The 24,259-nt window shown below is 68.7% G+C and carries 20 protein-coding genes; 11 read left to right on the forward strand and 9 right to left on the reverse strand.

The window, feature by feature from the left end:
- Positions 1 to 106: 106 nt before the first annotated feature.
- The 5 genes from MCBMB27_RS26025 to gyrB all read left to right on the forward strand — a co-directional run bounded on the left by MCBMB27_RS26025 (position 107) and on the right by gyrB (position 6,554).
- Positions 107 to 1,774 (forward strand): alpha-amylase family protein, encoded by a 1,668-nt coding sequence (locus MCBMB27_RS26025; RefSeq protein ID WP_043345339.1) that lies wholly within the window; start codon positions 107 to 109, stop codon positions 1,772 to 1,774.
- A 67-nt stretch (positions 1,775 to 1,841) separates the two neighbouring features.
- Positions 1,842 to 2,225: a hypothetical protein gene (locus tag MCBMB27_RS26030; protein WP_043345342.1), complete on the forward strand. Its 384-nt coding sequence runs from the start codon at positions 1,842 to 1,844 to the stop codon at positions 2,223 to 2,225.
- 89 nt (positions 2,226 to 2,314) lie between these two features.
- The gene (locus tag MCBMB27_RS26035) at positions 2,315 to 2,959 is read left to right on the forward strand and encodes an MBL fold metallo-hydrolase (RefSeq protein WP_075381632.1); all 645 of its coding nucleotides are present in this window, start codon (positions 2,315 to 2,317) and stop codon (positions 2,957 to 2,959) included.
- A gap of 8 nt (positions 2,960 to 2,967) precedes the next feature.
- Complete coding sequence (locus tag MCBMB27_RS26040; RefSeq protein WP_075381633.1) at positions 2,968 to 3,930, forward strand: aldo/keto reductase; 963 nt, start codon at positions 2,968 to 2,970, stop codon at positions 3,928 to 3,930.
- Between the two features lie 179 nt (positions 3,931 to 4,109).
- Positions 4,110 to 6,554, forward strand: a complete 2,445-nt coding sequence (gene gyrB / locus MCBMB27_RS26045) for a DNA topoisomerase (ATP-hydrolyzing) subunit B (RefSeq protein ID WP_043380905.1) — start codon at positions 4,110 to 4,112, stop codon at positions 6,552 to 6,554.
- A gap of 230 nt (positions 6,555 to 6,784) precedes the next feature.
- Here the strand turns inward: gyrB and asd are convergent, their stop codons facing one another.
- Positions 6,785 to 7,687 carry an archaetidylserine decarboxylase gene (gene asd / locus MCBMB27_RS26050; protein ID WP_075381634.1) on the reverse strand — a complete coding sequence of 301 codons (903 nt, stop codon included), beginning with the start codon at positions 7,685 to 7,687 and terminating at the stop codon, positions 6,785 to 6,787.
- Between the two features lie 32 nt (positions 7,688 to 7,719).
- Here asd and MCBMB27_RS26055 point away from each other — a divergent pair, with 32 nt between their 5' ends.
- The gene (locus MCBMB27_RS26055; protein WP_075381635.1) at positions 7,720 to 9,411 is read left to right on the forward strand and encodes an aminotransferase class III-fold pyridoxal phosphate-dependent enzyme; all 1,692 of its coding nucleotides are present in this window, start codon (positions 7,720 to 7,722) and stop codon (positions 9,409 to 9,411) included.
- Between the two features lie 40 nt (positions 9,412 to 9,451).
- On the opposite strand, the gene MCBMB27_RS26060 is transcribed toward MCBMB27_RS26055, so the two are convergent.
- Entirely contained in the window at positions 9,452 to 10,063 is a 612-nt protein-coding gene (locus MCBMB27_RS26060; RefSeq protein ID WP_075381636.1) for a hypothetical protein, read from the reverse strand.
- A gap of 51 nt (positions 10,064 to 10,114) precedes the next feature.
- Positions 10,115 to 10,801, reverse strand: coding sequence for a class I SAM-dependent methyltransferase (locus MCBMB27_RS26065; RefSeq protein WP_075382119.1), 687 nt, complete (start codon positions 10,799 to 10,801; stop codon positions 10,115 to 10,117).
- Between the two features lie 680 nt (positions 10,802 to 11,481).
- On the opposite strand from MCBMB27_RS26065, the gene MCBMB27_RS26070 reads away from it, so the two are divergent.
- The 4 genes from MCBMB27_RS26070 (at position 11,482) to mqo (ending at position 16,277) form a co-directional block, all read left to right on the forward strand.
- Positions 11,482 to 12,276, forward strand: a complete 795-nt coding sequence (locus MCBMB27_RS26070) for a lytic murein transglycosylase (RefSeq protein ID WP_043380860.1) — start codon at positions 11,482 to 11,484, stop codon at positions 12,274 to 12,276.
- 229 nt (positions 12,277 to 12,505) lie between these two features.
- Positions 12,506 to 13,612 carry a DUF2778 domain-containing protein gene (locus MCBMB27_RS26075; RefSeq protein ID WP_075382120.1) on the forward strand — a complete coding sequence of 369 codons (1,107 nt, stop codon included), beginning with the start codon at positions 12,506 to 12,508 and terminating at the stop codon, positions 13,610 to 13,612.
- 157 nt (positions 13,613 to 13,769) lie between these two features.
- Complete coding sequence (locus tag MCBMB27_RS30865) at positions 13,770 to 13,904, forward strand: hypothetical protein (RefSeq protein WP_257787395.1); 135 nt, start codon at positions 13,770 to 13,772, stop codon at positions 13,902 to 13,904.
- A gap of 642 nt (positions 13,905 to 14,546) precedes the next feature.
- Positions 14,547 to 16,277: a malate dehydrogenase (quinone) gene (gene mqo, locus MCBMB27_RS26080; RefSeq protein ID WP_075381637.1), complete on the forward strand. Its 1,731-nt coding sequence runs from the start codon at positions 14,547 to 14,549 to the stop codon at positions 16,275 to 16,277.
- 60 nt (positions 16,278 to 16,337) lie between these two features.
- Here mqo and MCBMB27_RS26085 read toward each other — a convergent pair whose 3' ends face one another.
- The 3 genes from MCBMB27_RS26085 to MCBMB27_RS26095 all read right to left on the reverse strand — a co-directional run bounded on the left by MCBMB27_RS26085 (position 16,338) and on the right by MCBMB27_RS26095 (position 20,374).
- A complete protein-coding gene (locus MCBMB27_RS26085) occupies positions 16,338 to 17,072 on the reverse strand; it encodes a DUF3750 domain-containing protein (protein WP_083683734.1) in 735 nt (244 codons plus the stop codon).
- Positions 17,073 to 17,178: 106 nt separating this feature from the next.
- A complete protein-coding gene (gene mdcB, locus MCBMB27_RS26090) occupies positions 17,179 to 18,051 on the reverse strand; it encodes a triphosphoribosyl-dephospho-CoA synthase MdcB (RefSeq protein ID WP_075382122.1) in 873 nt (290 codons plus the stop codon).
- 340 nt (positions 18,052 to 18,391) lie between these two features.
- Positions 18,392 to 20,374 carry an acyl CoA:acetate/3-ketoacid CoA transferase gene (locus MCBMB27_RS26095; RefSeq protein WP_075381638.1) on the reverse strand — a complete coding sequence of 661 codons (1,983 nt, stop codon included), beginning with the start codon at positions 20,372 to 20,374 and terminating at the stop codon, positions 18,392 to 18,394.
- Positions 20,375 to 21,088: 714 nt separating this feature from the next.
- On the opposite strand from MCBMB27_RS26095, the gene MCBMB27_RS26100 reads away from it, so the two are divergent.
- Complete coding sequence (locus MCBMB27_RS26100) at positions 21,089 to 21,409, forward strand: hypothetical protein (RefSeq protein WP_043386257.1); 321 nt, start codon at positions 21,089 to 21,091, stop codon at positions 21,407 to 21,409.
- A 164-nt stretch (positions 21,410 to 21,573) separates the two neighbouring features.
- Here MCBMB27_RS26100 and MCBMB27_RS26105 read toward each other — a convergent pair whose 3' ends face one another.
- Genes MCBMB27_RS26105 through MCBMB27_RS26115 form a run of 3 tightly spaced genes read right to left on the reverse strand, consistent with a single transcriptional unit; the run spans position 21,574 to position 24,254 of the window.
- Positions 21,574 to 22,863, reverse strand: coding sequence for an NAD(P)/FAD-dependent oxidoreductase (locus MCBMB27_RS26105; protein WP_075381639.1), 1,290 nt, complete (start codon positions 22,861 to 22,863; stop codon positions 21,574 to 21,576).
- 9 nt (positions 22,864 to 22,872) lie between these two features.
- Entirely contained in the window at positions 22,873 to 23,604 is a 732-nt protein-coding gene (locus MCBMB27_RS26110; RefSeq protein WP_043386251.1) for an amino acid ABC transporter ATP-binding protein, read from the reverse strand.
- The gene (locus MCBMB27_RS26115; protein ID WP_043346657.1) at positions 23,601 to 24,254 is read right to left on the reverse strand and encodes an amino acid ABC transporter permease; all 654 of its coding nucleotides are present in this window, start codon (positions 24,252 to 24,254) and stop codon (positions 23,601 to 23,603) included. The genes MCBMB27_RS26110 and MCBMB27_RS26115 overlap by 4 nt, the downstream gene beginning before the upstream one ends.
- Positions 24,255 to 24,259: the final 5 nt, after the last annotated feature.

Below are 24,259 nucleotides of genomic sequence, written 5' to 3' on the forward strand. Positions count from 1 at the left end.
CGCGCCTGAACAGGGCGTGCACAACGCGGCTGATTTAAGGAGACGCCGCACGGCAACGCTTTGATGGGGTCCCACGTTCGTGAGGCGCGACGACGCCGGGGGGGCCATGATCAACGACCTGTGGTACAAGAACGCCATCATCTATTGCCTGTCGGTCGGCACCTTCATGGATGCCAACGGCGACGGGATCGGCGACTTCGCTGGGCTCGAGCGCCGGCTCGACTACATCCAGGGCCTGGGCGCCACCGCGGTCTGGCTGATGCCCTTCCAGCCGTCGCCCAAGAAGGATGGCGGCTACGACATCGCCGACTATTACGGCGTCGACCCCGATTACGGCTCGCTCGGTGACTTCGTCGCCTTCACCCACGCCGCCAAGCAGCGGGGGCTGCGGGTGCTGATCGACCTCGTGGTCAACCACACCTCGGACCAGCACCCATGGTTCCAGTCGGCCCGCTCCGACCCGGACTCGCCCTATCGCGACTGGTACGTCTGGTCGAAAGAGCGCCCCGCGAGCGCCGACGAGGGCATGGTCTTCCCGGGCGTGCAGGAGACCACCTGGACCTACGATGCGAAGGCCAAGGCGTGGTATTTCCACCGCTTCTTCAACTTCCAGCCGGATCTCAACACAGCCAATCCCGAGGTGCTGGCCGAGATCCTCAAGATCATGGGTTTCTGGATCCAGCTGGGCGTCTCAGGCTTCCGCATGGATGCCGTGCCGTTCGTCATCGCCGAGAAGGGGGCCGATGTCGGCGGCAAGCCCCGCGAGCAGTTCGAGATGCTGCGCGACCTGCGCGAGTTCCTGCAATGGCGCCAGGGCGACGCCATCATCCTGGCCGAGGCCAACATCCTGCCGAACCAGGACATGGATTATTTCGGCGACGACGCCGACCGCATGCACATGATGTTCAACTTCCAGGTCAATCAGGCGACCTTCTACGCCCTTGCGGCCCATGATGCGCGCCCGCTCGTTAAGGCGATCGAGCGGACGAAGCCGCGCCCGCTCTCCTGCCAATGGGGCATCTTTCTGCGAAACCACGACGAGCTGGACCTGGGACGCCTGACGGGCAAGCAGCGTCAGAGCGTGTTCGACGCCTTCGGGCCCGAGAAGGGGATGCAGCTCTACGACCGCGGCATCCGCCGCCGCTTCGCACCGATGCTGGCCGGCGATCCCCGCCGTATCCGGCTGGCCTATTCGCTGATGTTCACCCTGCCGGGGACGCCGGTGCTGCGTTACGGCGACGAGATCGGCATGGGCGACGAGCTCGCGCTCAAGGAGCGGGACTGCGCTCGCACGCCGATGCAGTGGACCAGCGAGTATCAGGGCGGCTTCTCCACGGCCGACCGCACGGTGATTCCGCTGATCGACCACGGGCCCTACGGCTACGCGCACGTGAACGTCGCCGACCAGCGCCACGAGGCCGACTCGCTGCTCAACTGGATGCAGAGCATGATCCGTCAGCGCAAGGAGGCGCCGGAGATCGGCTGGGGCGACGTGGTCCCGATGGAGACCGGGCGTCCCTCGGTGCTGGCGCTCCGCTACGACTGGCGCGGCAACGCCATCCTGTGTGTCCACAATCTGGCGCCGGAGCCCGTCGAGGTCGCCATGGCATCCGGCGTGGAGGATTCCGAGCACGACATCCTCGTCGATGTGCTGACCGGCAGCCGCAGCGAGGTCGGCGAAGACGGACGGCACTGCCTGTTCCTGGAAGGCTACGGATACCACTGGTTCCGGGTCGGGGGCCTCGACGCGCTGTTGAAGCGGCGGCCGGCGTGAGGAAAACCGGCGCCCGGCTCGCCCTCGGCCGGCGAAGACGGTAGGACACGCCTGAGCAAGGTGTAGCATGGCCCGGACGAAGCATTATCCCTCGGACGCGACGATCGCCGACATCCTGCCGGATCTCGCCGACGCTGAAGACTACCTGCGCGAAGTGCTGGTCACCATGAGGCTGTGCCAGAAGCATTACGGCGACGCCTCGGTGCGGATCGGCGTGACCGGCCGGTCGCCGACGCCGTCCTACCGGATCGACCGGCCGGACGAGACGGCGCGGGACGACGGTGCCGTCGAGGCGGGCAGGACCCTGTTCGGAGCCTATGGCGGCCGGTCCCACGACCGGTTCACGCAGGTCAACACCGCGGAGACGCGCTGGAGCTCGCGGGCGCTCGGCATGGCCGAAATGCTGGCGCTTCACGACGGCCTGCGCCGCCCCAGGGGCGACGCGGCCTGAGCGTGCCGCACAGGGTGCCGCCCACCGGCGTTCTGCGCTAAACTGCGGCCGAGGGCGTCCGGAGCGGCGCTGCCTACACGCGGGACGACATGCCAGGTACGCCACGCGCCGGGATCATCCCGGTCACACCCTTCCAGCAGAACTGCACCCTGATCTGGGACGACGCGACCAAGGTCGGCGCCGTGGTGGATCCCGGCGGCGATCTCGATCGGATCGAGGCGGCCATCCGCGAGCAGGGCGTCACCGTCGAGAAGATCCTGCTGACCCACGGTCATGTCGACCACGCCGCCGGCGCCGACGAGCTGCGCGAGCGCCTCGGCGTTCCGATCGAGGGGCCGCACCAGGCGGACAAGTTCCTGCTGGATTCCCTCCCCGAGACCGCCGCCAATTACGGCCTCGGCGCGGCCCGGCCCGTCACGCCCGACCGCTGGCTCGACGAGGGCGATGCCGTGACGGTCGGCGGTCTCGGCTTCGACATCCTTCACTGCCCCGGGCACTCGCCCGGCAGCGTCGTGTTCGTGAGCCGGGACGCGCGGTTCGCCCTGGTCGGCGACGTGGTGTTCAAGGGCTCGGTCGGCCGCACCGACCTGCCGGGCGGCAACCACGAGCAGCTGATCCGGGCCATCAAGGACAAGGTCCTGCCGCTCGGCGACGACATCGCCTTTATCCCGGGCCATGGCCCGACGAGCACGCTCGGCGAGGAGCGTGTCTCAAATCCTTTCCTGCAGGACTGACCGACATCATGGACAAGCGCCGCATCGGCCGCTCCGACCTGACGGTCGCGCCGTTCTGCCTGGGCGGCAACGTCTTCGGCTGGACCGCCGACGAGGCGACCGCCTTCGCGATCCTCGACCGGTTCGTGGAGAGCGGCTTCGATTTCATCGACACCGCCGACGTCTATTCGCGCTGGGCCCCCGGCCATGTCGGCGGGGAATCCGAGACGGTGATCGGACGGTGGCTCGCCAGCCGTCCGGGCGTCCGGGACAGGATCGTGCTGGCGACCAAGGTCGGGATGGACATGGGCGAGGCCGGCAAGGGTCTCTCGGCGGCCCATATCGAGCGGGCCTGCGAGGCCTCGCTGCGGCGGCTGCGGATCGACCGGATCGACCTCTACCAGTCCCATGTCGACGATAACGACGTGGCCCTGGACGAGACCCTGCGGGCTCATGAGCGCCTGATCGCGGCGGGCAAGGTCCGCGCGATCGGCGCCTCGAACTACAGCGCGGCGCGGCTCAAGGAGGCACTGACGATCGCCGCCTCCGCGGGGCTGCCACGCTACGAATGCCTCCAGCCGGATTACAGCCTCGCCCAGCGCGGTTACGAGGCCGAGCTGGAGCCGCTCTGCCGGGCCGAACAGATCGGCGTCATCGGCTACTTCTCGCTGGCCGCGGGCTTCCTCACCGGCAAGTACCGCAGCGCCCAGGACGCGACGGGACGGGCCCGTGAGAACCGCGTCGCCAAGTACCTCAACCCGCGCGGTCTCGCGCTGCTGAACGTGCTCGATTCGGTCGCGCAGACGCACGGTGCCAGCCCGGCCCAGGTGGCGCTTGCCTGGATCATCGCCCGCCCCGGCATCACGGCGCCCATCGCCAGCGCGACCTCGGTGGCGCAACTCGACGAGCTCCTCGGCGCCGTCCGGCTGACCCTTTCGCCGGAGGCGATCGGCCGCCTCGACACGGCGAGCGCGGGCGGCATCGAGGGCTAACGCGGCGTTAAGCGGCGAGCGTCACAAAAGCTTCGGGACGGGCCCGCCGCGGGCCCGTAAAATCGTGCAATCTCAACGCGGAACCCCTATATCAGGCGGATCAAGCGAGAGTTCAGGCGCGGGCACCCGACGGCGCATCTGCCACCGACGCGATCAGGCCCGCCTGCCCGAGGAAGTTCATGGCCGACACCCCCCAGACCGAGCCTGCCGATTACGGCGCGGAATCCATCCGCGTGCTGAAGGGCCTGGACGCCGTCCGCAAGCGGCCCGGCATGTATATCGGCGATACCGATGACGGCTCCGGCCTCCACCACATGGTCTACGAGGTCGTGGACAACGCCATCGACGAGGCGCTGGCAGGCCATGCCGATCTCGTCACCGTCACCCTCAACGCCGACGGATCCTGCACCGTCTCCGATAACGGGCGCGGCATCCCGGTGGACATCCACAAGGAGGAGGGCGTCTCGGCGGCCGAGGTCATCATGACCCAGCTGCACGCCGGCGGTAAGTTCGACCAGAATTCCTACAAGGTTTCCGGCGGCCTGCACGGCGTCGGCGTGTCGGTGGTGAATGCCCTGTCGTCGTGGCTTCGCCTGCGCATCTGGCGCAACGACAAGGAGCACGCGATGGAGTTCCGCCACGGCGACGCCGTGGCGCCCCTGGAGGTCGTCGGGCCCGGCAACGGTCGGCGCGGGACGGAAGTCAGCTTCCTGCCCTCCACCGAAACCTTCACGATGATCGAGTTCGATTACGGGACGCTGGAAAAGCGCCTGCGTGAACTCGCCTTCCTCAATTCCGGCGTGCGGATCGTCCTGACCGATGCCCGCCATGCCGAGAAGAAGCGCGAGGAGCTGTACTACGAAGGCGGCATCGAGGCCTTCGTCCGGTATCTCGACCGCTCCCGCAAGCCGATCGACGGCATGACCAGCCCGGTGGTCGTCAGTTCCGAGCGCGACGGGATCCGCGTCGAGGTCGCGTTCTGGTGGAACGACTCGTTCAACGAGACCGTGCTGCCCTTCACCAACAACATCCCGCAGCGGGACGGCGGCACCCATATGGCCGGCTTCCGGGCGGCCCTGACCCGGCAGGTCACCGGCTATGCCGAATCCAGCGGCATCGCCAAGAAGGAGAAGGTGTCGCTCACCGGCGAGGATTGCCGCGAGGGCCTCACCGCCGTCATCTCCGTGCAGGTGCCGGACCCGAAATTCTCGTCGCAGACCAAGGACAAGCTCGTCTCGTCCGAGGTCCGGCCCGCGGTCGAGAACGTCCTCAACGAAGGCCTGTCGACCTGGCTCGAGGAGAATCCGAGCCAGGCGCGGTCGGTCATGGCCAAGGTGGTCCTGGCGGCCTCGGCGCGCGAGGCCGCCCGCAAGGCCCGCGAGACCGTGACCCGCAAGGGCGCCCTCGACATCGCATCGCTGCCCGGCAAGCTCGCCGATTGCCAGGAGCGCGACCCGACGAAGTGCGAGATCCTTCTGGTTGAGGGTGATTCCGCCGGCGGCTCGGCCAAGCAGGGCCGCGACCGGACCTTCCAGGCGGTGCTGCCGCTGCGCGGCAAGATCCTGAACGTCGAGCGCGTCCGCGCCGACCGGATGCTGTCCTCGGCCGAGATCGGCACGCTGATCACGGCGCTCGGCGCCGGGATCGGGCGCTCCTCGACCGACCGCGAGGGCTTCAACCCGGAAAAGCTCCGCTACCACCGCATCATCATCATGACCGATGCGGACGTGGACGGCTCGCACATCCGGACGCTGCTTCTGACCTTCTTCTTCCGGCAGATGCCGGAATTGATCGACCGCGGCCATCTCTACATCGCGCAACCGCCGCTCTACAAAGCGGAGCGCGGCCGGAAGGCGATCTACCTGAAGGATGAGCGCGCCCTTGAGGATTACCTGATCGACCAGGGGACCGACGGGGCGATCCTGCGCCTCTCCACCGGTGCGGAATTCGCCGGGCCTCAGCTCAAGAGCCTCGTCGAGGAGGCGCGGACCTTCCGCAACATCCTGCAGGGCCTGCACACGCGCTACGACCGCGCCGTGGTCGAGCAGGCGGTGCTGGCCGGCGCCTTCGACCCCGAGGCGGCCTCGCGGACCGGCGAGGCCGAGGTGCTGGCCGACCTGACCGCCCGCCGGCTTGACGCCATCGCGGACGAGATCGAGCGCGGCTGGCAGGGCGAATCCTTCGAGGGCGGCTATCGCCTCAGCCGGACGCTGCGCGGCGTCCGGCAGGTGGCGACCCTGGATCTCGGCCTGATCACCTCGCAGGAAGCCCGGCGCCTGTCCGAGCGGGCCGACGCCTTCCGGGAAATCTATGGCGAACCCGCCACCCTGATGCGTAAGTCCGACGAGACCGTGCTGCACGGGCCCGTCGCCCTGTTCGAGGCGGTGATGGCGTTTGGCCGGAAGGGCCTGCAGCTCCAGCGCTACAAGGGCCTCGGTGAGATGACCGCCCAGCAGCTCTGGGAGACCACCCTGGATCGCGACGTGCGCTCCTTGCTGCAGGTCAAGGTGAAGGACGTGACCGACGCCGACGACCTGTTCGTGAAGCTGATGGGCGATGTGGTGGAGCCGCGGCGCGAGTTCATTCAGGAAAACGCCCTCAGCGTCGCCAATCTGGACGTCTAGGGTTCAGCCTGTGTGACGGCGCGGTACAGCACGGTCCGGCCTCTGCCGGGCCGGGAGGCGCGCGCACGTGGCGGGCAGCGCCGGCGCATCCTGCCCGTCGCGTGCTGATCGGGGCCGTGTGAGTCTCCTGTGAGTCCTCAAGGACGCGCGCATCGCAGACCGCGCCGGGTCGGCAAGGCGCGGCTTCGCCAGCCCTACGCGTAAGGTGCGGGCGAGGGCGTCGCAGATCGTCAGCGGATGGGCGGCTCCGGAAGGCGCATGAGGGGCTCGCCGACGCGCAGACGCGACCCCACGGAGAGTCCCGGACAGAGCGTGAAGCCCGGCGGTGCCAGCACCACGATGGTGGAGCCGTGCTCGAACCAGCCCATCTCCGCGCCCTTCGCCAGATGCGCGGCGCTGAGCAAGGTCCGCCCCCTGGTCTCGCGCAGGGCAAGCCCTTCGGGCAAGAAGCCGAGGCGCAAGCCCGCCACGAGGATGGCCGCCACGGGCACTAGGGTCACGGCATGGCCGCCTTCCGCGAGGCGCAGGCGCAGGATCGCGCGCTCGTTCCGGCAGAACAGCGCCTCGACACGCTTCAACGCGATCGGATTCACGTTCCAGGTATCCCCCCAGATGTGCCGGACCGACTCGACGTGCAGATCGTGCGGCGCGTGAAACCGATGGTACATCCCGGCCGTCAGCCGCAGGGTGGCGTAACAGCCGCCTTCATGGGCGCGCGCCAGCGTGACGTCGCCGCCGAGCAGGTCGGCGAGCGGATAGGACAGGCCCTTGATCTGAAACAGGCGTCCCGCTTCGATGCGGCCATGGGCGCCCAGGATCGCGTCGCTGGGGCTCGTCAGCACCGCGGGATCGGGGGCAACCGGCCGGGCGCCGGGGCGTAGGGCGCGCACGAAGGCGGCGTGAAGGCTGGGAAAGCGCGTCTCCTCGGCGTCGCGGAGATCGACGTCGCAGAACAACCGCCACGTCGCGATCGAGAGGTCGCGCACCAGGGGCTGTTCGATCCGGCTGAACCGGCCCATGAACCGGGTGGCGAACCGGCGCGGAAGGCGGTTCGTCAAAAGGAAATTGAGATCCTCCTGCGCGCCGACCCGCGCCAGGACCGCCCGCAACCGGGATCGGGCAACCGTCATCATGCCGTGAACCGTCTCCGATAGGGCGCGGGGCGATGTCCGCGCTCCTCATCACCCTGTCCGCCACCGCCGCCACCGCGGTTCTCGCCCTGCCGCGCGCGGCAGAGCGCCTGCAATTGTCGCGGGCGAAGCACCGTTCGCTCACCGGCCATGCCCGCATGGCCCGGCGCGTCGCCGGGCTGATCCCGCACTACGCCTATTCGGAGCGCGCCTTCTTCCGGTCGGACGAACCGGACGAAGCGGTGGCCCTGCGCCGCGAGGCGGGTTTCGCCGGACTCTCCGACCGGTTCCGGACACGCTTCGCCCGGACGCGGGCCGAGACCGAGGCGGTGCGCGACGGTCTCTCGGACCTGCAGTTCACCGGGCTGTACCGGGTGCCGTTCCAGTATGCCCGCCACGTGCGCGCGCATCTGGGGACCGGCGCCTTCGCGGCGTCCGCCGCGGGCGTGACCGTCACGGATCTCGACGGCAACGTCTTTTACGACCTCGCCGGCTCCTACGGCGTGAATCTGTTCGGCGTCGATTTCTACCGCGCCTGTCTGGAGGAGGGCGCCACCCGCGTCGCGGCGCTCGGCCCCGTGCTCGGGCCGCTGCACCCGGTCGTCTCCGGCAACGTCGCGCGGCTGAAGGCGATCTCGGGCCTCGACGAGGTCTCGTTCCACATGTCGGGCACCGAGGCGGTGATGCAGGCGGTCCGGCTCGCCCGCTACCACACTGGCCGGCGCCGGATCGTCCGGCTCTGCGGCGCCTATCACGGCTGGTGGGGCGAGGTGCAGCCCGGCATCGGCAACCCGGTCCCGACTCGCGACACGCTCACCCTGGCCGACATGTCGGAGCGGACGCTGCGGGTGCTCGCCACCCGCCGCGACGTCGCCTGCGTCCTGATCAACCCGCTCCAGGCCCTGCATCCGAATGCCGGCGCGCCGGCCGATTCCGCGCTGGTGGACAGCGGTCGCAGGGCGTCCTTCGACCGCGCCGCCTACACCAAGTGGCTCCACGACCTGCGGGCGGTGTGCAGCGCCCGGGGGATCGTGCTGATCCTTGACGAGGTCTTCCTCGGCTTCCGCCTCGCCCGCGGCGGCGCGCAGGAGTATTTCGGCGTGCGTGCCGACATGGTCACCTACGGCAAGACGCTCGGTGGCGGGCTGCCCGTCGGCGTCCTGTGCGGGCGCGCCGACCTGATGCGCCGCTACCGGGACGATCGTCCCGTCGACATCTGCTTCGCCCGCGGGACCTTCAATGCCCATCCCTACGTGATGGGCGCCATGGGCGCGTTCCTCGAGCGGCTGGACACCCCAGCGGTCGCTGCCCTCTATGCCGACCTCGACGCGACCTGGGACGGGCGGGCGCGGCGCCTCAACGCCCTGCTGGCGGACGCCGACCTGCCGGTGCGGGTCGCCAACATGTCGACGGTGTGGACGGTCCTGTACACCAAGCCGTCGCGCTACAACTGGATGCTGCAATTCTACCTGCGCGCGGAGGGATTGGCCCTGTCGTGGGTCGGGACCGGCCGGTTGATCTTCAGCCTCGCCTACGACGACGCGGCCTTCGACGCCGTGGCGACGCGCTTCGTGGCGGCGGCGCAGGCGATGCGGTCGGATGGGTGGTGGGAAGGTGGCGCCCCCAGCGACAAGGCGATCCGCCGGTCGATCCTGCGGGAGGTCGCGGCGGTGCGCCTGGGCAGGCTCGGCACCCGGCTGGGCCTGCGCGCCCCGGATCACGACTGATCCGGGGCGCCGAGCCGCGCGCTCGGCGCGCGATCCAGCCTCAGGCCCCGCGCTCGTGCGGCTCCTGCTCCTCGACCAGTTCGCCGTGCAGCAGCGCGAGCGGCGCCTTGTGGTAGAGCTTGATGTCGTGGAACGGGTCCGTAAGGATCTTGGCGACCCAGACGAGACCGGTCTGCACGTCGCGCTGGACGAAGAGTTGCACCATCCGGAACAGCAGCCCGGCCACCGCCAGCCACAGCCAGATCCAGCCCACGTTGCGGATCAGGTCCGCGGTGGTCTGGTGCGGTGAAATCAATCCGAACAGGCTCGGGTCGAAATAGAGCGGCAGAGGCGACAGGGCCCAGATCGCCAGGAGGACGACCTTGCGTTGCAGGTTGTAGCCGACCTTGATCTCTTCCTTGTGCTCGTGCGTCGCGTCGTTGATGTGGTCGTAGCCCTTCGGCTCGAAGAAGAGGTGGCCGGCCTGCCGGGAGGTCATCGCCACGAGCCAACCGATCAACGCCGCCGTGGCCGGATCCTTGAACGCCAGGGCATAGGCGACCAGAAAACTGATCGCGCTGACGACGTGCAGGCTCTGGTTGATGCGGTTGTGGTGGTAGTATCGATGATCGTCCCAGCGCTGCACGCGCAGCGCGTCCAGAAAACTCGCCATGGTGTTCGTCCCCGCTCGGATTTGGGTGGGCTGGTCGGAGGTGAGGCGCCCTCAGGCGTCGCGCTTGCGCAGGCGGAGGAGGGAGAAGTGGCCGAGGGGCGGGAGCGCCCGGCGCTCGACGATCTCCACGGGTGCAGTCACGGCCCAGGCGGCATAGCGCTCCCAGGCGAACTCGGTCCGCCAGCCGAGGCGGCTGGTCACCGGCGCGACGGCGTGCTCGACGACGCGCCGAAGGCCCGACTCGGCACCGATCCGGGTGGTGATCACGATCTCGCCGCCGGGGCGGAGCACCCGGGCGAACTCATCCAGCGCCGCCTCGGGATTGGGCACCGCGGTGACGACGTACTGCGCCACCACCACGTCGAAGGACGCGTCGGCGAAGTCGAGATGCTCCGCGTCCATCACGGCGAGACGCTCGACATTGCGCAGGCGCAGTCGCGCCACCCGTTGGCGCGCCTTCTCGAGCATGGGCGCCGAGATATCGATCCCGACGATGCTGCGGGCGTGCCGGTAGGCGGGCAGGGACAGACCCGTTCCGACCCCGACCTCCAGGATCCGGCCGCCGATCCGTTCCGCGGCCGCCGCCGCCAGGGTCCGGCCCTGTGCGAAGACGGGCCCGAAGACCAGATCGTAGACCGGCGCCCAACGGCCATAGGCCTTGGCGACTCCGTCGCGGTCGAGATCGGGACCGAGCGTCGCCGGACGAGAGGAACCGGTATCGTGCATTCCGATGGCCATGAGCATCCTGTCTCGATGTCGGCAAGGTCGGCGCAGGGGCGGTCTTGGTCTGACCGCCGGTGTTGCGGATTTCGGTCGTGCGTTCGGGATCGAAGTCGTGTCAGCGCGGGTTCGGACCGGCTGCTCCGCAAGCGGAGGATGCGCGACCGACTGCGCCCTGGCCCGATCGACCGCAGGCTTTGTGAGACAGCATCGGCCGATCAGGAGGAGCGCAAATGCGGGTGGCGGACTCTTGGTTCATGCCGAGCCACACCGACAATCATCGACCCCACGCCGCCCCTCCGCAGAAGTCTTTCCGCCGGCAAAGCTATGTCCGTCGTTTGACAGCGTTGTGACAGTATCATCAACGGCGCGAGCCAATCCTAATTTCGTTGGCAAAATAGCGATGATCCAGACGGAACATCTTCGACCGACGCCAGGAATGCGATCCGCCCAATGTCTGTTCTTTGAACCGTGGCTCGCGCCTCTCAAGCGGTGGCTACGCCTGAAAACGCGGCATTCACGATGCCGCCAACCCGCAGCCACCGCGCTCTCGTCGGAGATCCGCGGATGCGCAATGATTTGAGGGCGAGAAAGGTGAAGGTCGCCCCTTCGACATCTTCTCGCCCTCTTATCGACCAGATGTGGCCCGGTATCGCCAGCAGGACAGGGCGCGAGGACGCGCCGAAGGAGTGTTTCGCGTGATCGAGAATTTGCGGCGTCAGACCATCGCGGTCGCGGCCTTTGCCGGGATCGCCCTCAGCGCCGGGCAGGTGCAGGCTGCGCAGTGCGGCAACACAGCAGCCGGGTTCGATGCGTGGAAGCGGCAGTTTGCCGAGGAGGCGCGCGGCCGGGCCAGCGCTGCCAGCCTTGCGGCATTGCAGAACACCACCTATTCCACCGCCACGATCTCGGCGGATCGCGGACAGCACAGCTTCAAGCTGTCGCTGGAGCAATTCCTCGCCAAGCGCGGCGGCCCGACCATCGTGTCCCGCGGACGGGCCCTGAAGCGGCAGAACGCTGCCCTCTTCGAGTCCATCGAGCAGCGTTACGGCGTCCCGCCGGGACCGCTCCTGGCGATCTGGGGCATGGAGACCGGCTTCGGCGCCGTGCGCGGCAACGTCAACACGCTCTCGGCGGTGGCGACGCTCGCCTATGATTGCCGCCGCTCCGAATACTTCACGGATCAGCTCTACGCCGCCTTGACCCTTGTCGATCGCGGCCTGCTCACCCCGAGCACCCGCGGCGCGGCGCATGGCGAGGTCGGCCACACGCAGTTCCTGCCGAAGAACGTGCTCACCTACGGCACCGGCGACCTCAACAATGTCGGGGCGGCCCTATCGTCGACCGCGAACTTCCTCAAGGCCCATGGCTGGCGGGCCGGCGCCGGCTACCAGCCCGGCGAGCCGAACTTCGCGGCGATCCAGGGTTGGAACGCGGCCCCGGTCTACGAGAAGGCGATCGCGCTGCTCGGGCGTCAAATCGACAACGACTAGCAGTCTATCGCGCGTAGATCCGCGTCTTAGAGAAACGAACACTGGTGGCGGTGCGCCCGAAAATGGTCTCGATCAATCCAAGATCGACCATCGCATCGCCGCAGAAAAGCCGGCCCGACCCCGCTGTCTCGCTTTGAGCGGGGCCGGTCCGCCCGCGGCGATTCCTCCCCTGTGGTGGAGGGCTGCCGCCGGTCTGCCCCGTCTCGCGACGAGGAGCATGGGCAACCGCATGGCTGTCGAATCCGTGCCGCTGGACGGCCTCAAATCCCAGACCGCGCGCGGCGCCTGGCTGGCGCCCCTTTCGGTGCTCACCGGCGTGGTAGCCCTTGCTGCCCTCGGGGGCAGCGTCCTGCACCGCGCCCCGGATCCGGCCGCCCAGATCGAGATCGCCCGAACGGAGACGTCGACCGAAAGGTCGGATGCCGCTGAGACGGCGGCGGCCACCGTCGTCGAATCGGAAACGGTGGGATCGCCTGATCCGTGGCGGGAAGCCGCCGGCGGAAAGCTGTCGCGCTGGGCCTGGACCCAGATCGCGCCGCCCGCCCTGACACCCGAACCCAAGCCGGAGCCCGGCGCCGAGACCGAACCGAAAGCCGCGGAGCCGCCGCAGGCCGCGATGGTCGTCCCGCTTCCGATTCCGCGGCCGCCCGAATTCCGTGCGCCGGCCGGAACCGGCTTCGCGCGTCGGTCCGACCGGCGCATGGCGCGCCGCGACGTCCCGCCTGTGGCGCAGCCCGTTCCCCAGACCGACGAGCGGTCCTTCTTCGAGAAGCTCTTCGGCATCGAGCGCGGACCGGCTCTCGCCTACGCCGCTCTGGAGAGCAAGCCTGCGGACGTGACGCCGCAACGGCGGATCTCGCCGCCGCTGGCGCTGTCCCCGGCGCCGAGCCCGACGGGCGGAGTGGCTGTCTACAATATCGCCGCCAAGACCGTGACGCTGCCGAACGGCGAGCGTCTTGAGGCCCATTCGGGTCTCGGGGAGGGGCTGGACGATCCCCGCCTCGTCAATGTGCGGATGCGCGGGCCGACGCCGCCTGGAACCTACGATCTCACCGAGCGCGAGCGGCCGTTCCACGGGGTTCGGGCTATCCGGCTCACGCCGGTGGGCGGCAACGAGGCGGTCTATGGCCGTGTCGGCCTTCTGGCGCACACTTACATGCTGGGGCCGCGCGGTGATTCGAACGGCTGCGTGTCGTTCCGCGACTACGAGCGGTTCCTTCAGGCCTTCCTGCGCGGCGAGGTGCAGCGCCTCGTCGTGGTCAGCGGCACGCAGGATCCGCTCCCGAGCCTCGCCGCCGGTACGGTCACGACCCGGATGGCCCGCAACGGCGGTTGAGCCCGCCCCGCGACCTGAGCCGGCGGCGCGCCGCGCATCGCGCCTTGAACCGGCCGGTCGTGCCGTCCGAGGTCACGGACCGAGAGGCCGGCCCGCTCATCGATGCGATGGGCAGCGTCCGCAAGCTGGAATCCTCCGGCCCGTTCGGACCGCGCACATGGAGACCCTCGTCGCCGGTACCGTCTGCCACCGGATCGGGAGAGACCGGTGGGTCACCGGCGTCCAGACCGCCAAGGCGCCCGAAAGGATCGCCTCCGAGCTGCGACGCGCCACCCGGATGGACGGCGACTGAACCGACTTGACGACGCCAGGGCGCGTCATGCCGAACTGAACCGACGGCCGGCCGTCGCGCAGCATCAGCCGTTGCCAGTCCATCCGATAACGTCGATCACGGATCCGGACGCACGATCCCGGACAGTCTATCGGCGGCGCCCGATCGTGCTCGCCTGTCATACCGAGGGTGGTCGTCAACCTTCGATGCTTGCATCCGGGCCTGACAGGCAGACGGTGAATGCAACCCCTGCAGCGATTGTCCTTTCGAGCCTCGTCCTCTAAGAGGCCGACATCAATCTGCTGAGCTAAGCCAGCCAGCGTCTTTCCTCCCCCTCGGCGATCGCGCCTGTGCGCGTTCGAGGTCTTGGACCGAAGATTACGGCTCCGGCCGGATCGAGCGTCCGAGTGGCAGGAGACACGCGCGTCGCATCGGTACGTTCCGTCGCCTCGCGATCTGCGCGGGCATCGGAACTTCGCACCGCTGCGGACACGCGCCGGACCGTCGTGTCGGGTCGATCGAGACCGCCGCCACGCCGCCACGGCAACGGGGAAACGATCCGGAAGGCCTGACGAGCGGGGCTCTCGCTCGTCGTATCGAGTGTCTTCCGTACGCGGATCGGCCGATCGGGCCTGTCCGGTACGCAAAAAGCGGGATCTGCCCATGCGTGGCGACGACGAGACTCACGACCTGCGTAACCGCCGTGCCTCGGCCGCGCTGCCTCTCAGCCGGCGTCAGATCCTTGGAACGGCCGCGACGGGCCTGGCCGTGGCCGCGCTGCCGGGCTCGCCGGTCCTGGCCGACGGTGCCGACGGCACCGTCGACGTGCTGCTGATCGGCGGCGGGATCATGAGCGCGACCCTCGGCATCTGGTTGAATGCATTGGAGCCGGATTGGTCGATCCAGATGGTCGAGCGGCTCGATCAGGTCGCCCTAGAGAGCTCCAACGGCTGGAACAATGCCGGCACCGGACACTCGGCCCTGGCGGAGTTGAACTATACGCCCGAGAACAAGACGGGACAGATCGAGATCGCCAAGGCGGTCGAGATCAACGAAGCTTTCCAGGTCACCCGTCAGTTCCTGGCGCATCAGGTCAGGACCGGCGTGATGAAGGATCCGCACACCTTCATCAACTATACGCCGCACATGAGCTTCGTCTGGGGCGACGACAACATCGCGTATCTGAAAAAGCGCTGGGAGGCTCTCAAGGCGAGCCCGCTCTTCGCCGGCATGGCGTATTCGGAGGATCCGGAGCAGCTCCGCAAATGGGTGCCCCTGATGATGGAGGGGCGCGATCCGAAGCAGAAGGTCGCCGCGACGTGGTCGCCGCTGGGCACCGACTGCGAGTGGGGTGAGGTGACCCGTCAATACGTCGCCCATCTGCAGAAGCAGCCGAGCTTCAAGCTCCGGCTGTCGACCGAAGTCGAGACCATCGCGAAGAATGCCGACGGCTCGTGGCGTGTGACCGCGAAGAACCTCAAGGACGGCACGCGCCGGACGGTCGACGCCAAGTTCGTCTTCATCGGCGCAGGCGGCGGCGCCCTGCACCTCCTGCAGAAATCCGGCATTCCGGAGGGTGACGATTACGCCGGCTTCCCCGTGGGCGGCTCGTTCCTGATCAACGACAATCCCGACGTCGCCACGCTCCACCTCGCCAAGGCTTACGGCAAGGCGTCCGTGGGCTCGCCGCCCATGTCGGTGCCCCATCTCGACACCCGCATGCTCGGCGGCAAGCGCGTGATCCTGTTCGGGCCCTTCGCGACCTTCTCGACCAAGTTCCTGAAGGAAGGCTCCTATTTCGATCTCCTCAGCTCCACCACCACCAGCAATATCTGGCCGATGATGAAGGTCGGCGTCGACGAATTCCCGCTGGTCGAGTACCTCGCCGGACAGCTCATGCTGTCGGACGACGACCGGATCGCGGCGCTCCGCGCGTACTTCCCGAACGCCAAAAAGGCGGAGTGGCGTCTCTGGCAGGCGGGCCAGCGCGTCCAGATCATCAAGCGCGACGCGAACAAGGGCGGCGTCCTGAAGCTCGGAACGGAGATCGTCAACGCCAAGGACGGCAGCATCGCGGCCCTGCTCGGGGCCTCGCCCGGGGCCTCGACGGCGGCGCCGATCATGCTGCAGGTGCTGGAGAAGGTGTTCGCCCAGAAGGTCGCCACGCCGGAATGGCAGGCCAAGATCCGGGCGATTGTCCCCAGCTACGGCACGAGGCTCAACGACGATCCCGAGCGCGTCGCCCAGGAATGGGCCGAGACCAGCGCACAGCTCCAGCTGCCGACGCCGCCGCAGATCGACCGGGCCGTGCTGAAACCGGTCCCGACCGGCAGCACCGTGCTCAACAGCAGTGCCACGCCGGTGAAGGAGCCGGTCCACGACCTCGCGCCGTAGGACCGGTTCGGCGTGCGCGACTGCGCGCACGCCTGCCAAGGTGGTGGCCGGATCCGCCGCTCAGAGGCCGAGCCGGCCCACCGCCGGCAGCTTGATCCCGGGTCGCCGCAGGTCGATCCCCGCGACGCCTCCGAGCAGGTTCAGCTCGAATCCCTCGACCCAGCCGAGGGTCATTCCGGCATAGCCGCCGAGATTGACGCGGATTCCGGTCCGGGAGGGCGTCAGGCCGGCCCAGCGCCCGTCGTAGGGGAAGTCCTTGCCGATCGCCGTCGACGGCAGGCTGGCGCGGATCTCCGGCACCGCCGCCATCACGGCGGCCACGAAGGTGTTCGAGTTGGGCCCGGGCCAGACGACATAGTCGCCGGGCCGGCTGTAGCGGTACTCGGCCACAGCCCTGCGGATCCGCGGGAGCATCGCCTCCGCCTCCGGCCCGTCCGCCGCGAACACGACCGACGGCGGATTTCCAAACCAGCGCCCGTCCGGCACGAACCGGTCGACCCAGATCGGCTGGCCCCAGGCCGTGTAGTCGAACCGGCTGAAGGCGGGGGCGTCGCGGTCCTTGATGACGATCCAGCTATGCGTGGCCACGATGCCGCGCCAGCTCACGGTCCGCGCCGAGAAGATGCGCAGCACGGCGCCGGGATGCGCATCCGCGCGTGGCAGCAGACCGACGCTGGACCGATCCGCGAGACGCCAGTCGCCACTCGCCCGGGTCGCGTAAAGCACGGCCGATGCCGCCACGGGCAGGACGAAGAGCACGGCGAGCGCGAGGAGGACGATCCTGAAGCAGGTCACGAACGAGGGAGCTCCCGATAATGGGCCGGCCGGATGAAGGCTGCGCGTGCCCCGACGTATGCCGCCAGTGGAACGCGGCCGCGCGGATCGGTTCGCACCGTCGCTCTCAACCAGCGGCGGCGAGCGCGTCGAGCAGAAGCGTCGCGGCGAGGAGATCCGCGCAGCCACCCGGGCTGAGGCGCGTCGCCACGAAGGCGCGGTGGATCGCGGCCGCCCGGTCCCGCCAGCCCGGCGCCGCGATTCCGCCGTCCGCGAGAAAGTCCGCCGCCGCCGCCTGCGCCCATCCGAGGCCGTCGGGTCCCCCGCGATGGAGGAGATTGGTATCGTCGACCACCGCCAGCAGCGCGAAGAAGCAGTGCACGCGCGCCGCCTCTGGCTCGCCCGGCCGGCAGGCGCGCCCGGCGCGCAGCGCCGGCAGGCCGACCGTTCGGATCGTCGGGAAGCCGGCCGCCGCCTCGGCGCTGGCACCGCCGACACCGAAGCGGCGCACCGCCCGTCCGCCATGGCTCACCGGTGAGACAGGGGCCCCGGCGATCGCCGCTCCCCACAGATGCCCGACGCGTTCGGCCCGCGCCTCGGCGGAGCCGCGCCCCGTGTCCGGCGTGCCGGCCGCCGCGCAGATCAGACCGAGGGAGAAGATGGCGCCGCGATGCGCGTTGACGCCGCCGGTGGCCCGCATCATCGCGGCCTCGGCCCGCAGCCCGATCCCGCGGAGTTCCGCCATCTCCGCCCCTCGGCTGCCCGCCGAGACCAGATCGGCGAAGAACGGCCGGATCGCCGCCGCGCTCCGGTGGAGGGTGTCGGCATCCATGTCATCGTGGCTGCCGGAATCCACCGGGCTGACGAGGCCGGGCTTCGGCCAGGTCTCCAGTTCCTCGATCAGAGCCGCATGGGCGAGGTCGGCGACGCGCTCGGCCCAGGGGGGCTGGGCGCGTCCGGCATCGGCCGTCGCGACGGCGAGGTTCTGATGAGCGTGCAGGAGCGGACCTCCCCGAGGCGTGCGCCGACATGGCCGGACGGAACTGGGCCGGCCCAACCTATACGGTAAGAAACGGCGCGTGCATGCGTCGGAATCAGCCCCAGTCTGCTTGGGCGTCTCCGGCCTGGAGATCCTCCGGAAACACTATCGCCGCGGATGGCGGGTGGGGCTCGGCGGAGGCGTGATCTGTCGATAACCGCGGGGAGCCGGGGCTTGGCCCTCCCACGAGAGCCACCGACGACGCGCCGAATGCCGGCCCCGGACGGTCCGCCACGCCGACCCGTCCGGGACGGCGCGGCAAATGCCCCGAACTGCCGGCCGCCTGCGGCCGGCACTCTCCTCAGGCCGCCGAGGCGACCGCCGGAGAGATCCGCTTCCGGGCCTTCTTGTCCTCGGTGCTGCTGACGAAGGCCTGCGCCTCCTCCTTGCGCTCGAAGACGTGTGGTGCGACCCCGCGGTTGTTCAGGGCCTCCTCCATCTTCAGGCGCAGGAACGCACTCGTCGCGTACCGGGTCGTGGTGGCGTAGTAGTTCGCCTGCAGATACTGGACCATGCCGGCGTAATCATCGACAAGGTTCTCGTTGAGCCGGAAGCCGTCGTGGTTGATCACGGCGTTGACCCGCTGGCCGGCCTTGCGGCAGGCCTCGACGATGGTCATGCGCAGCTCGTCCATGTCGCCCTTCACCCGGCAGTACCAGCCTTCCAAGTTGATGAAGAGGATGTTGCGCTCGCCATCGTAGCTGACACGCGACTTGAGATCGAGGTTGAGCAGATCCGAGATCAGCTCCATCGGCTCGTCGCGGAAGATGCGCGGATCCATCGGCACGGGATTGCGCACCACGGGGGCGAAATCCATGTGGGCGATGATATCCCGCTCGATATCGATGCCGGGTGCGACTTCGATCAGTTCAAGACCTTCCGATGTCAACTGGAACACGCAGCGCTCGGTCACGTAGAGGACCGGTTGCGACCGCTCCACCGCGTAGGGACCCGAGAAGGTGTTCTGCTGCACCTGCGTGACGAATTTGCGCGCCTTGCCCTCGCTGACGATGCGCACCTGACCGTCGTTCACCGCGATCTCGAGGCCGCCGGCCGTGAACGTGCCGGCAAAGACCACGGTGCGGGCGTTCTGCGAGATGTTGATGAAGCCGCCGCAGCCATTCAGCTTGCCGCCGAACTTGGATGTGTTGACGTTGCCGGCGGCATCGCACTCGGCCATGCCCAGGCAGGTCATGTCGAGGCCGCCGCCGTCGTAGAAGTCGAACATCTGATTCTGGTCGATGATGCAGTCGGCATTGGTCGCCGCACCGAAGCTCGAACCGGAGGCCAGCACCCCGCCGACCGCGCCCGCCTCGGTGGTGAGGGTGATGTAGGGCGTGATCTTCTCCTCGTTGGCGACCGACGAGATGCCCTCCGGCGCACCGACGCCGAGATTGACGACGCCGTTCGGCGGCAGCTCGAAGGCGGCGCGCCGGGCGATGATCTTGCGCTCGTTGAGCGGCATCCGCTTGATGCCCGTCACCGGAACGCGGATCTCGCCCGCGAGCGCGGCGTCGTGCATGACGCCGTAATTCATGCGGTGCATCTCGGGCTCGGCGACCACCACGCAGTCGACGAGGATACCGGGGACGCGCACGTCCTTCGGCAGAAGATATCCGTCGTCGACGATGCGCTCGACCTGGGCGATGACGATGCCGCCGTTGTTGCGGGCCGCCATGGCCTGCGCGAGGCAGTCCAGGGTCAGCGCCTCCTTCTCGTAGGAGAGGTTGCCGGACGGGTCGGCCGATGTCGCGCGGATGAACGCCACGTCGATCTTGGTCGCCGTGTAGAACAGCCACTCCTCACCATCGACCTCGACGAGCTTGACGATGTCCTCGGTGGTCAGCTCGTTGACCTTGGCGCCGCCATGACGCGGATCGACGTAGGTCTTCAGGCCGACCTTCGAGAACAGGCCCGGCTGGCCTGCGGCGCAGGCCCGGTACAGCTGTGAGATGACGCCCTGGGGCAGGTTGTAGCCGCGGATCAGGTTGTCCTGCGCGGCCTTCGCGACCTTCGGCATGCGGCCGAAATTGGCGGCGATGACCCGCGAGAGGAGGCCGTCATGGTGCAGGCGGCCCGTGCCGAGCCCTTTGCTGTCACCGGCACCCGCCGTCATGATCAGGGTGAGCCCACGGGGCGATCCGGTCTCGACGAACCGCTTCTCGAGGGCGGCGTGGAGGGCCTCCGGGATGCAGCTCTGGACGAACCCCGTTGTCGTCACGACGTCGTTCTCGCGGATCAGCGCGATCGCCTCTTCCGCCGAGATGACCTTGTTCTTCCTCATGGAGCCCGTGATCCTCCCCGGCCTTCGGAGGTGCGGCCGGCCGTGATGCCCGTCCCCTCCGATTCTGCCATACGCCGCCCCCGTGGTTCCGGGACATATCGGCCCCGGGAGTCAGCTGAGTTTTGAATACGATCGTTATTGCACCGCATCAATATTTGCGGCATTGCACGAGGGCCCATGCCGGCCGCGTGACAGTACTCCTAAAATGCAGACCGGCGCTGCTGAAAAACTCTTCGGTCCACGATCAGAAAAATTGCGCGGTGTCAGCGCCGCGGACGAGGATCGGCTCGAGCGTGACCGCATGTGCTCCCCCGCACGCGGTTTCCGCGGTTCGCGTGCGCGGCCTCACCGCGGAGTCCCTGGATTCGGCGTCTCTCTCTGTCACGCAGGGAGGCGATCATGAATCGAGATCCGAGAGACCGAAACAGCCAGCGCGAGGGCAGGGGCCGGCCGGCCGATCCGACCAGGGGCGCAGAGGCCGGAGCACGCGAGGCCGTCGTGGCCGCCTGGCGGCGGGCGCTCTGCAGGATGCGCGAACGGCGGGCCGCGCAGGATCGGACCGATCCCAGCGGCTGAGCCACGGGCGCAAGCGCGCAGGCCACACCCACCGCCGACGTTGCCCGAATGGTGACGGGACCGACCCCTTTTTCCCTACTTTGCGCGGCGCCGCGCAGGCGGCACAGCGGGCCTGACGGATGAGGAGTGCATAGGCCGATGGACGACGACGTCGCAGACGGTACGGACGGCGGCGACGCGAGTTCAGACGCGGCCCGGGAGGCGAACGGGATCGCCTTCCTGCTGGCGAGCGCGGCCTATCTGACCCTCGCGGACGCACATCTTCGAAGGGAGGGTCCGGAAGGCCTCGCCCTGATGGACGAGATCGAGGATCGGATCACGGAGGCGCTGCAGAGTTTCGTCGACGAGACGTCCTACGAGGATGCCCGCCCGGATATCCTGCTGCATGCAACCCGCAAGGTTCGGGCCCTGCTCGAGGCCGGACGCTCCCTTTCACCGGAGATGCGGCGGTTCCAGTAAGCCGCTCCTCCGGCGCGGCAGGCCTGTTCCGATGCGGCTCGATGGCCGGGTCGCGATTGCCCCGAGAAGCCGATAGCGTCCGCTTCCCGACTTGTCGGTCGGGATCCTGGCACCGCCGCCCGCGGGGGTCTCGCTGGATCGTCGAGACGCCGAGCCTCGCCGCCTCAGCGGATGCCGCCGTCGCTCAGGCGATACCAGGCGATGATCGCCGACACGTACAGTCTGTGGAGGGCGTGAAGCGGCAGCGGCGCGATCGGAGTGAGCGGGAGCGGCAGGTTGTCGGCATCGCCGGTGGCGATGTAGGCGGCCATCACACGACCCATCGCCGACTGGAGGCCGACGCCCCGGCCCTGGCAGCCGATATCGATGAGGAGGCCGGGTGCCGGCTCGTGGAGATGGGGCAGGTAGTCCCGGGTGATCGCGACGCGGCCGCACCAGCGGTGGTCGAAGGCGGTCCCGTCGAGCTGCGGGAACAGCTTGCCGACGATCCGTTCGAGATGGGCCCAGTCGGCAGGACTCCGCGGCTCCCGGAACGGACCGCGGCCGCCCATCAGCAGGCGACCGGTATGGTCCAGCCGGAAGTAGAGCAGGAGCTTGCGCGTGTCCGACGAGACATGGCCTTCGGGCAAGATCGAGCGCCGCAGGTTGTCGGAGAGCGGCACCGTGGCGACCTGGAAGGAGTTCGCCGCGATCACGGTCCGCGCGAGGTCCGGCCAGAGGCCGCCCGTGTAGCCGTTGGTGCACAGAACGACCCGTTCGGCATTCAGCCGGGCCCCCTGGGCCGTCGTGACCGTCCAGCCCGACCCTGTCCGTTCGAGAGAGGTCACCGGCGATGCGCCGTGGATCGACGCTCCGGCCTTCAGGGCCGCCCGGGCGAGGCCGCGGGCATAACTCAAGGGCTGGATCGCGCCACCGCGTCCGTCGAGCCAGCCGCCGCGATAGCGACCGGTCCCGAGGAGCTGTTCGGCCTCGGCCTTGTCGAGGACGCGGGTCGGCGCGCCGAGATCGGCCCATTGCGCCGCCCGTCGTTCGACTTCGGCGAGCCCCGTCTCGGTATGGGCACCCTGAATCCAGCCGGCACGCCGGTGCGGCACGTCCATCCCGTGCCGGGCAATCAGGTCGAACACCACGTCGGCGGTTCCGCCAGCGAAGCGTGCGAGCCGCTCGCCGCGCTCTCGCCCGAACCGGGCGACGAGATCCGCGGGATCGTATTTCAGGCCCGGGATCACCTGGCCGCCGTTGCGACCGGAGCCGCCATAGCCGACCTCCCGCGCCTCCAGAACCACCGGGCGGATGCCGCGCTCGGCCAAGTGCAGGGCGGTGGACAGGCCGCAGAATCCGCCGCCGACGATCACCACGTCGGCTGTGCCGGATTCGGCGAGCGGCGGCGTGTCCGGCGCGGGCGCCGCCGTAGTGGCCCAGAGCGAGGGGGCGAGGGGGAACGGTTCGGCCACGGCCTTGTCCTAAAGCGGGTGCAGCACACGCTGCAGGAAATCCTGCGTGCGCGGGTTCTGCGGACGGTTCAGGATCTCGGCGGCGGGTCCCTGCTCGACGAGCCGGCCGCCATCAAGGAACAGCACCCGGTCGGCGACCTCCCGGGCGAAGCCGATCTCGTGGGTCACGACGATCATCGTCATGCCCTCGTCGGCGAGCCCGCGCATCACCCGCAGCACGTCGCCGACGAGTTCGGGATCGAGGGCCGAAGTCGGCTCGTCGAACAGGATCGCCTCCGGGCGCATGGCGAGCGCCCGGGCGATCGCGACGCGCTGCTGCTGGCCGCCGGAGAGTTCGTCCGGCCGGGCGTGCTCCTTGCCGGAGAGACCGACCCGCGCGAGGAGCGCCCGGGCGCGCTCCTCGGCCTCCGCACGGGGTTCGCCCTTGACGTGGATCGGCCCCTCGACGACGTTCTCGAGGGCGGTCCGGTTGGCGAACAGGTTAAATCGCTGGAAGACCATGGAGACCCGGGTCCGGATCGCCTTGATGCTGCGCTTGTCCCGGTCGACCCGCTGACCGTCGACGCGGATCTCGCCGCCGTCATAGGCTTCCAGGCCGTTGATGCAGCGCAACAGGGTCGACTTGCCGGACCCCGAGGGTCCGATGATGCACACCACCTCGCCCTTGGTGACTTCGGCCGAGACGCCCTTGATCACCTCCAGGGTGCCGTAGTGCTTCCGCACGTCCTTCAGCACGATCATCGATGCCGCCCCTTGGCCTCGAGATGCCGGACCAGCAGGATGAGCGGCAGGCTGAGCGCGAGGTACATCAGCGCCACCATCGTGTAGACGCTGGTATTCTTGAAGGTCGACGACGCGATCAGCTTCCCCTGGAGTGCCAGTTCCGCCACCGTGATGGTGGAGGCCTGGGACGAATCCTTGAGCATCATGATCATGATGTTGCCGTAGGGCGGCAGTGCGATCCGGATGGCCTGCGGCAGGATCACCCGCCGCATCGTCATGCCCCAGCCCATGCCGATCGACAGCGCCGCCTCGACCTGGCCGCGATCCACCGCCTCGATGCCGGCGCGGAAATTCTCCGCCTGGTAGGCCGAATAGGCGATGCCGAGCCCGATGATCGCCGCCTGCACCGCGGTCAGCGACAGGCCGAAATCGGGCATGACGAAGTAGATGTAGAACAGCTGCACGATGATCGGGATGCCGCGCAGGATGTTGATCATCACCGCGCTGAAGCCCGCCAGCACGGCGATGCCGGAGACGCGCATCACCGCCCAGACCAAGCCGAGGAGCGTCGAGACCACCAGGGAGGCGAGGGTGATCAGGACCGTCAGTTGCACGCCCTGCAGCAGGATCGGCAGGTATTCCTGAGCATCGGCGAGGAACTCGCGCATGGAGC

Source organism: Methylobacterium phyllosphaerae, assembly GCF_001936175.1.
Classification (GTDB): Bacteria; Pseudomonadota; Alphaproteobacteria; order Rhizobiales; family Beijerinckiaceae; genus Methylobacterium; species Methylobacterium fujisawaense.

What these genes read in the sequence shown, in the direction of transcription:
- MCBMB27_RS26025 (WP_043345339.1), top strand. Translation starts at nt 107, where the DNA reads ATGATCAACGACCTGTGGTACAAGAACGCCATCATCTATTGCCTGTCG.
- MCBMB27_RS26030 (WP_043345342.1), top strand. Translation starts at nt 1,842, where the DNA reads ATGGCCCGGACGAAGCATTATCCCTCGGACGCGACGATCGCCGACATC.
- MCBMB27_RS26035 (WP_075381632.1), top strand. Translation starts at nt 2,315, where the DNA reads ATGCCAGGTACGCCACGCGCCGGGATCATCCCGGTCACACCCTTCCAG.
- MCBMB27_RS26040 (WP_075381633.1), top strand. Translation starts at nt 2,968, where the DNA reads ATGGACAAGCGCCGCATCGGCCGCTCCGACCTGACGGTCGCGCCGTTC.
- gyrB (WP_043380905.1), top strand. Translation starts at nt 4,110, where the DNA reads ATGGCCGACACCCCCCAGACCGAGCCTGCCGATTACGGCGCGGAATCC.
- asd (WP_075381634.1), bottom strand. Translation starts at nt 7,687, where the DNA reads ATGATGACGGTTGCCCGATCCCGGTTGCGGGCGGTCCTGGCGCGGGTC.
- MCBMB27_RS26055 (WP_075381635.1), top strand. Translation starts at nt 7,720, where the DNA reads ATGTCCGCGCTCCTCATCACCCTGTCCGCCACCGCCGCCACCGCGGTT.
- MCBMB27_RS26060 (WP_075381636.1), bottom strand. Translation starts at nt 10,063, where the DNA reads ATGGCGAGTTTTCTGGACGCGCTGCGCGTGCAGCGCTGGGACGATCAT.
- MCBMB27_RS26065 (WP_075382119.1), bottom strand. Translation starts at nt 10,801, where the DNA reads ATGGCCATCGGAATGCACGATACCGGTTCCTCTCGTCCGGCGACGCTC.
- MCBMB27_RS26075 (WP_075382120.1), top strand. Translation starts at nt 12,506, where the DNA reads ATGGCTGTCGAATCCGTGCCGCTGGACGGCCTCAAATCCCAGACCGCG.
- MCBMB27_RS30865 (WP_257787395.1), top strand. Translation starts at nt 13,770, where the DNA reads ATGGAGACCCTCGTCGCCGGTACCGTCTGCCACCGGATCGGGAGAGAC.
- mqo (WP_075381637.1), top strand. Translation starts at nt 14,547, where the DNA reads ATGCGTGGCGACGACGAGACTCACGACCTGCGTAACCGCCGTGCCTCG.
- MCBMB27_RS26095 (WP_075381638.1), bottom strand. Translation starts at nt 20,374, where the DNA reads ATGAGGAAGAACAAGGTCATCTCGGCGGAAGAGGCGATCGCGCTGATC.
- MCBMB27_RS26100 (WP_043386257.1), top strand. Translation starts at nt 21,089, where the DNA reads ATGGACGACGACGTCGCAGACGGTACGGACGGCGGCGACGCGAGTTCA.
- MCBMB27_RS26110 (WP_043386251.1), bottom strand. Translation starts at nt 23,604, where the DNA reads ATGATCGTGCTGAAGGACGTGCGGAAGCACTACGGCACCCTGGAGGTG.
- MCBMB27_RS26115 (WP_043346657.1), bottom strand. Translation starts at nt 24,254, where the DNA reads ATGCGCGAGTTCCTCGCCGATGCTCAGGAATACCTGCCGATCCTGCTG.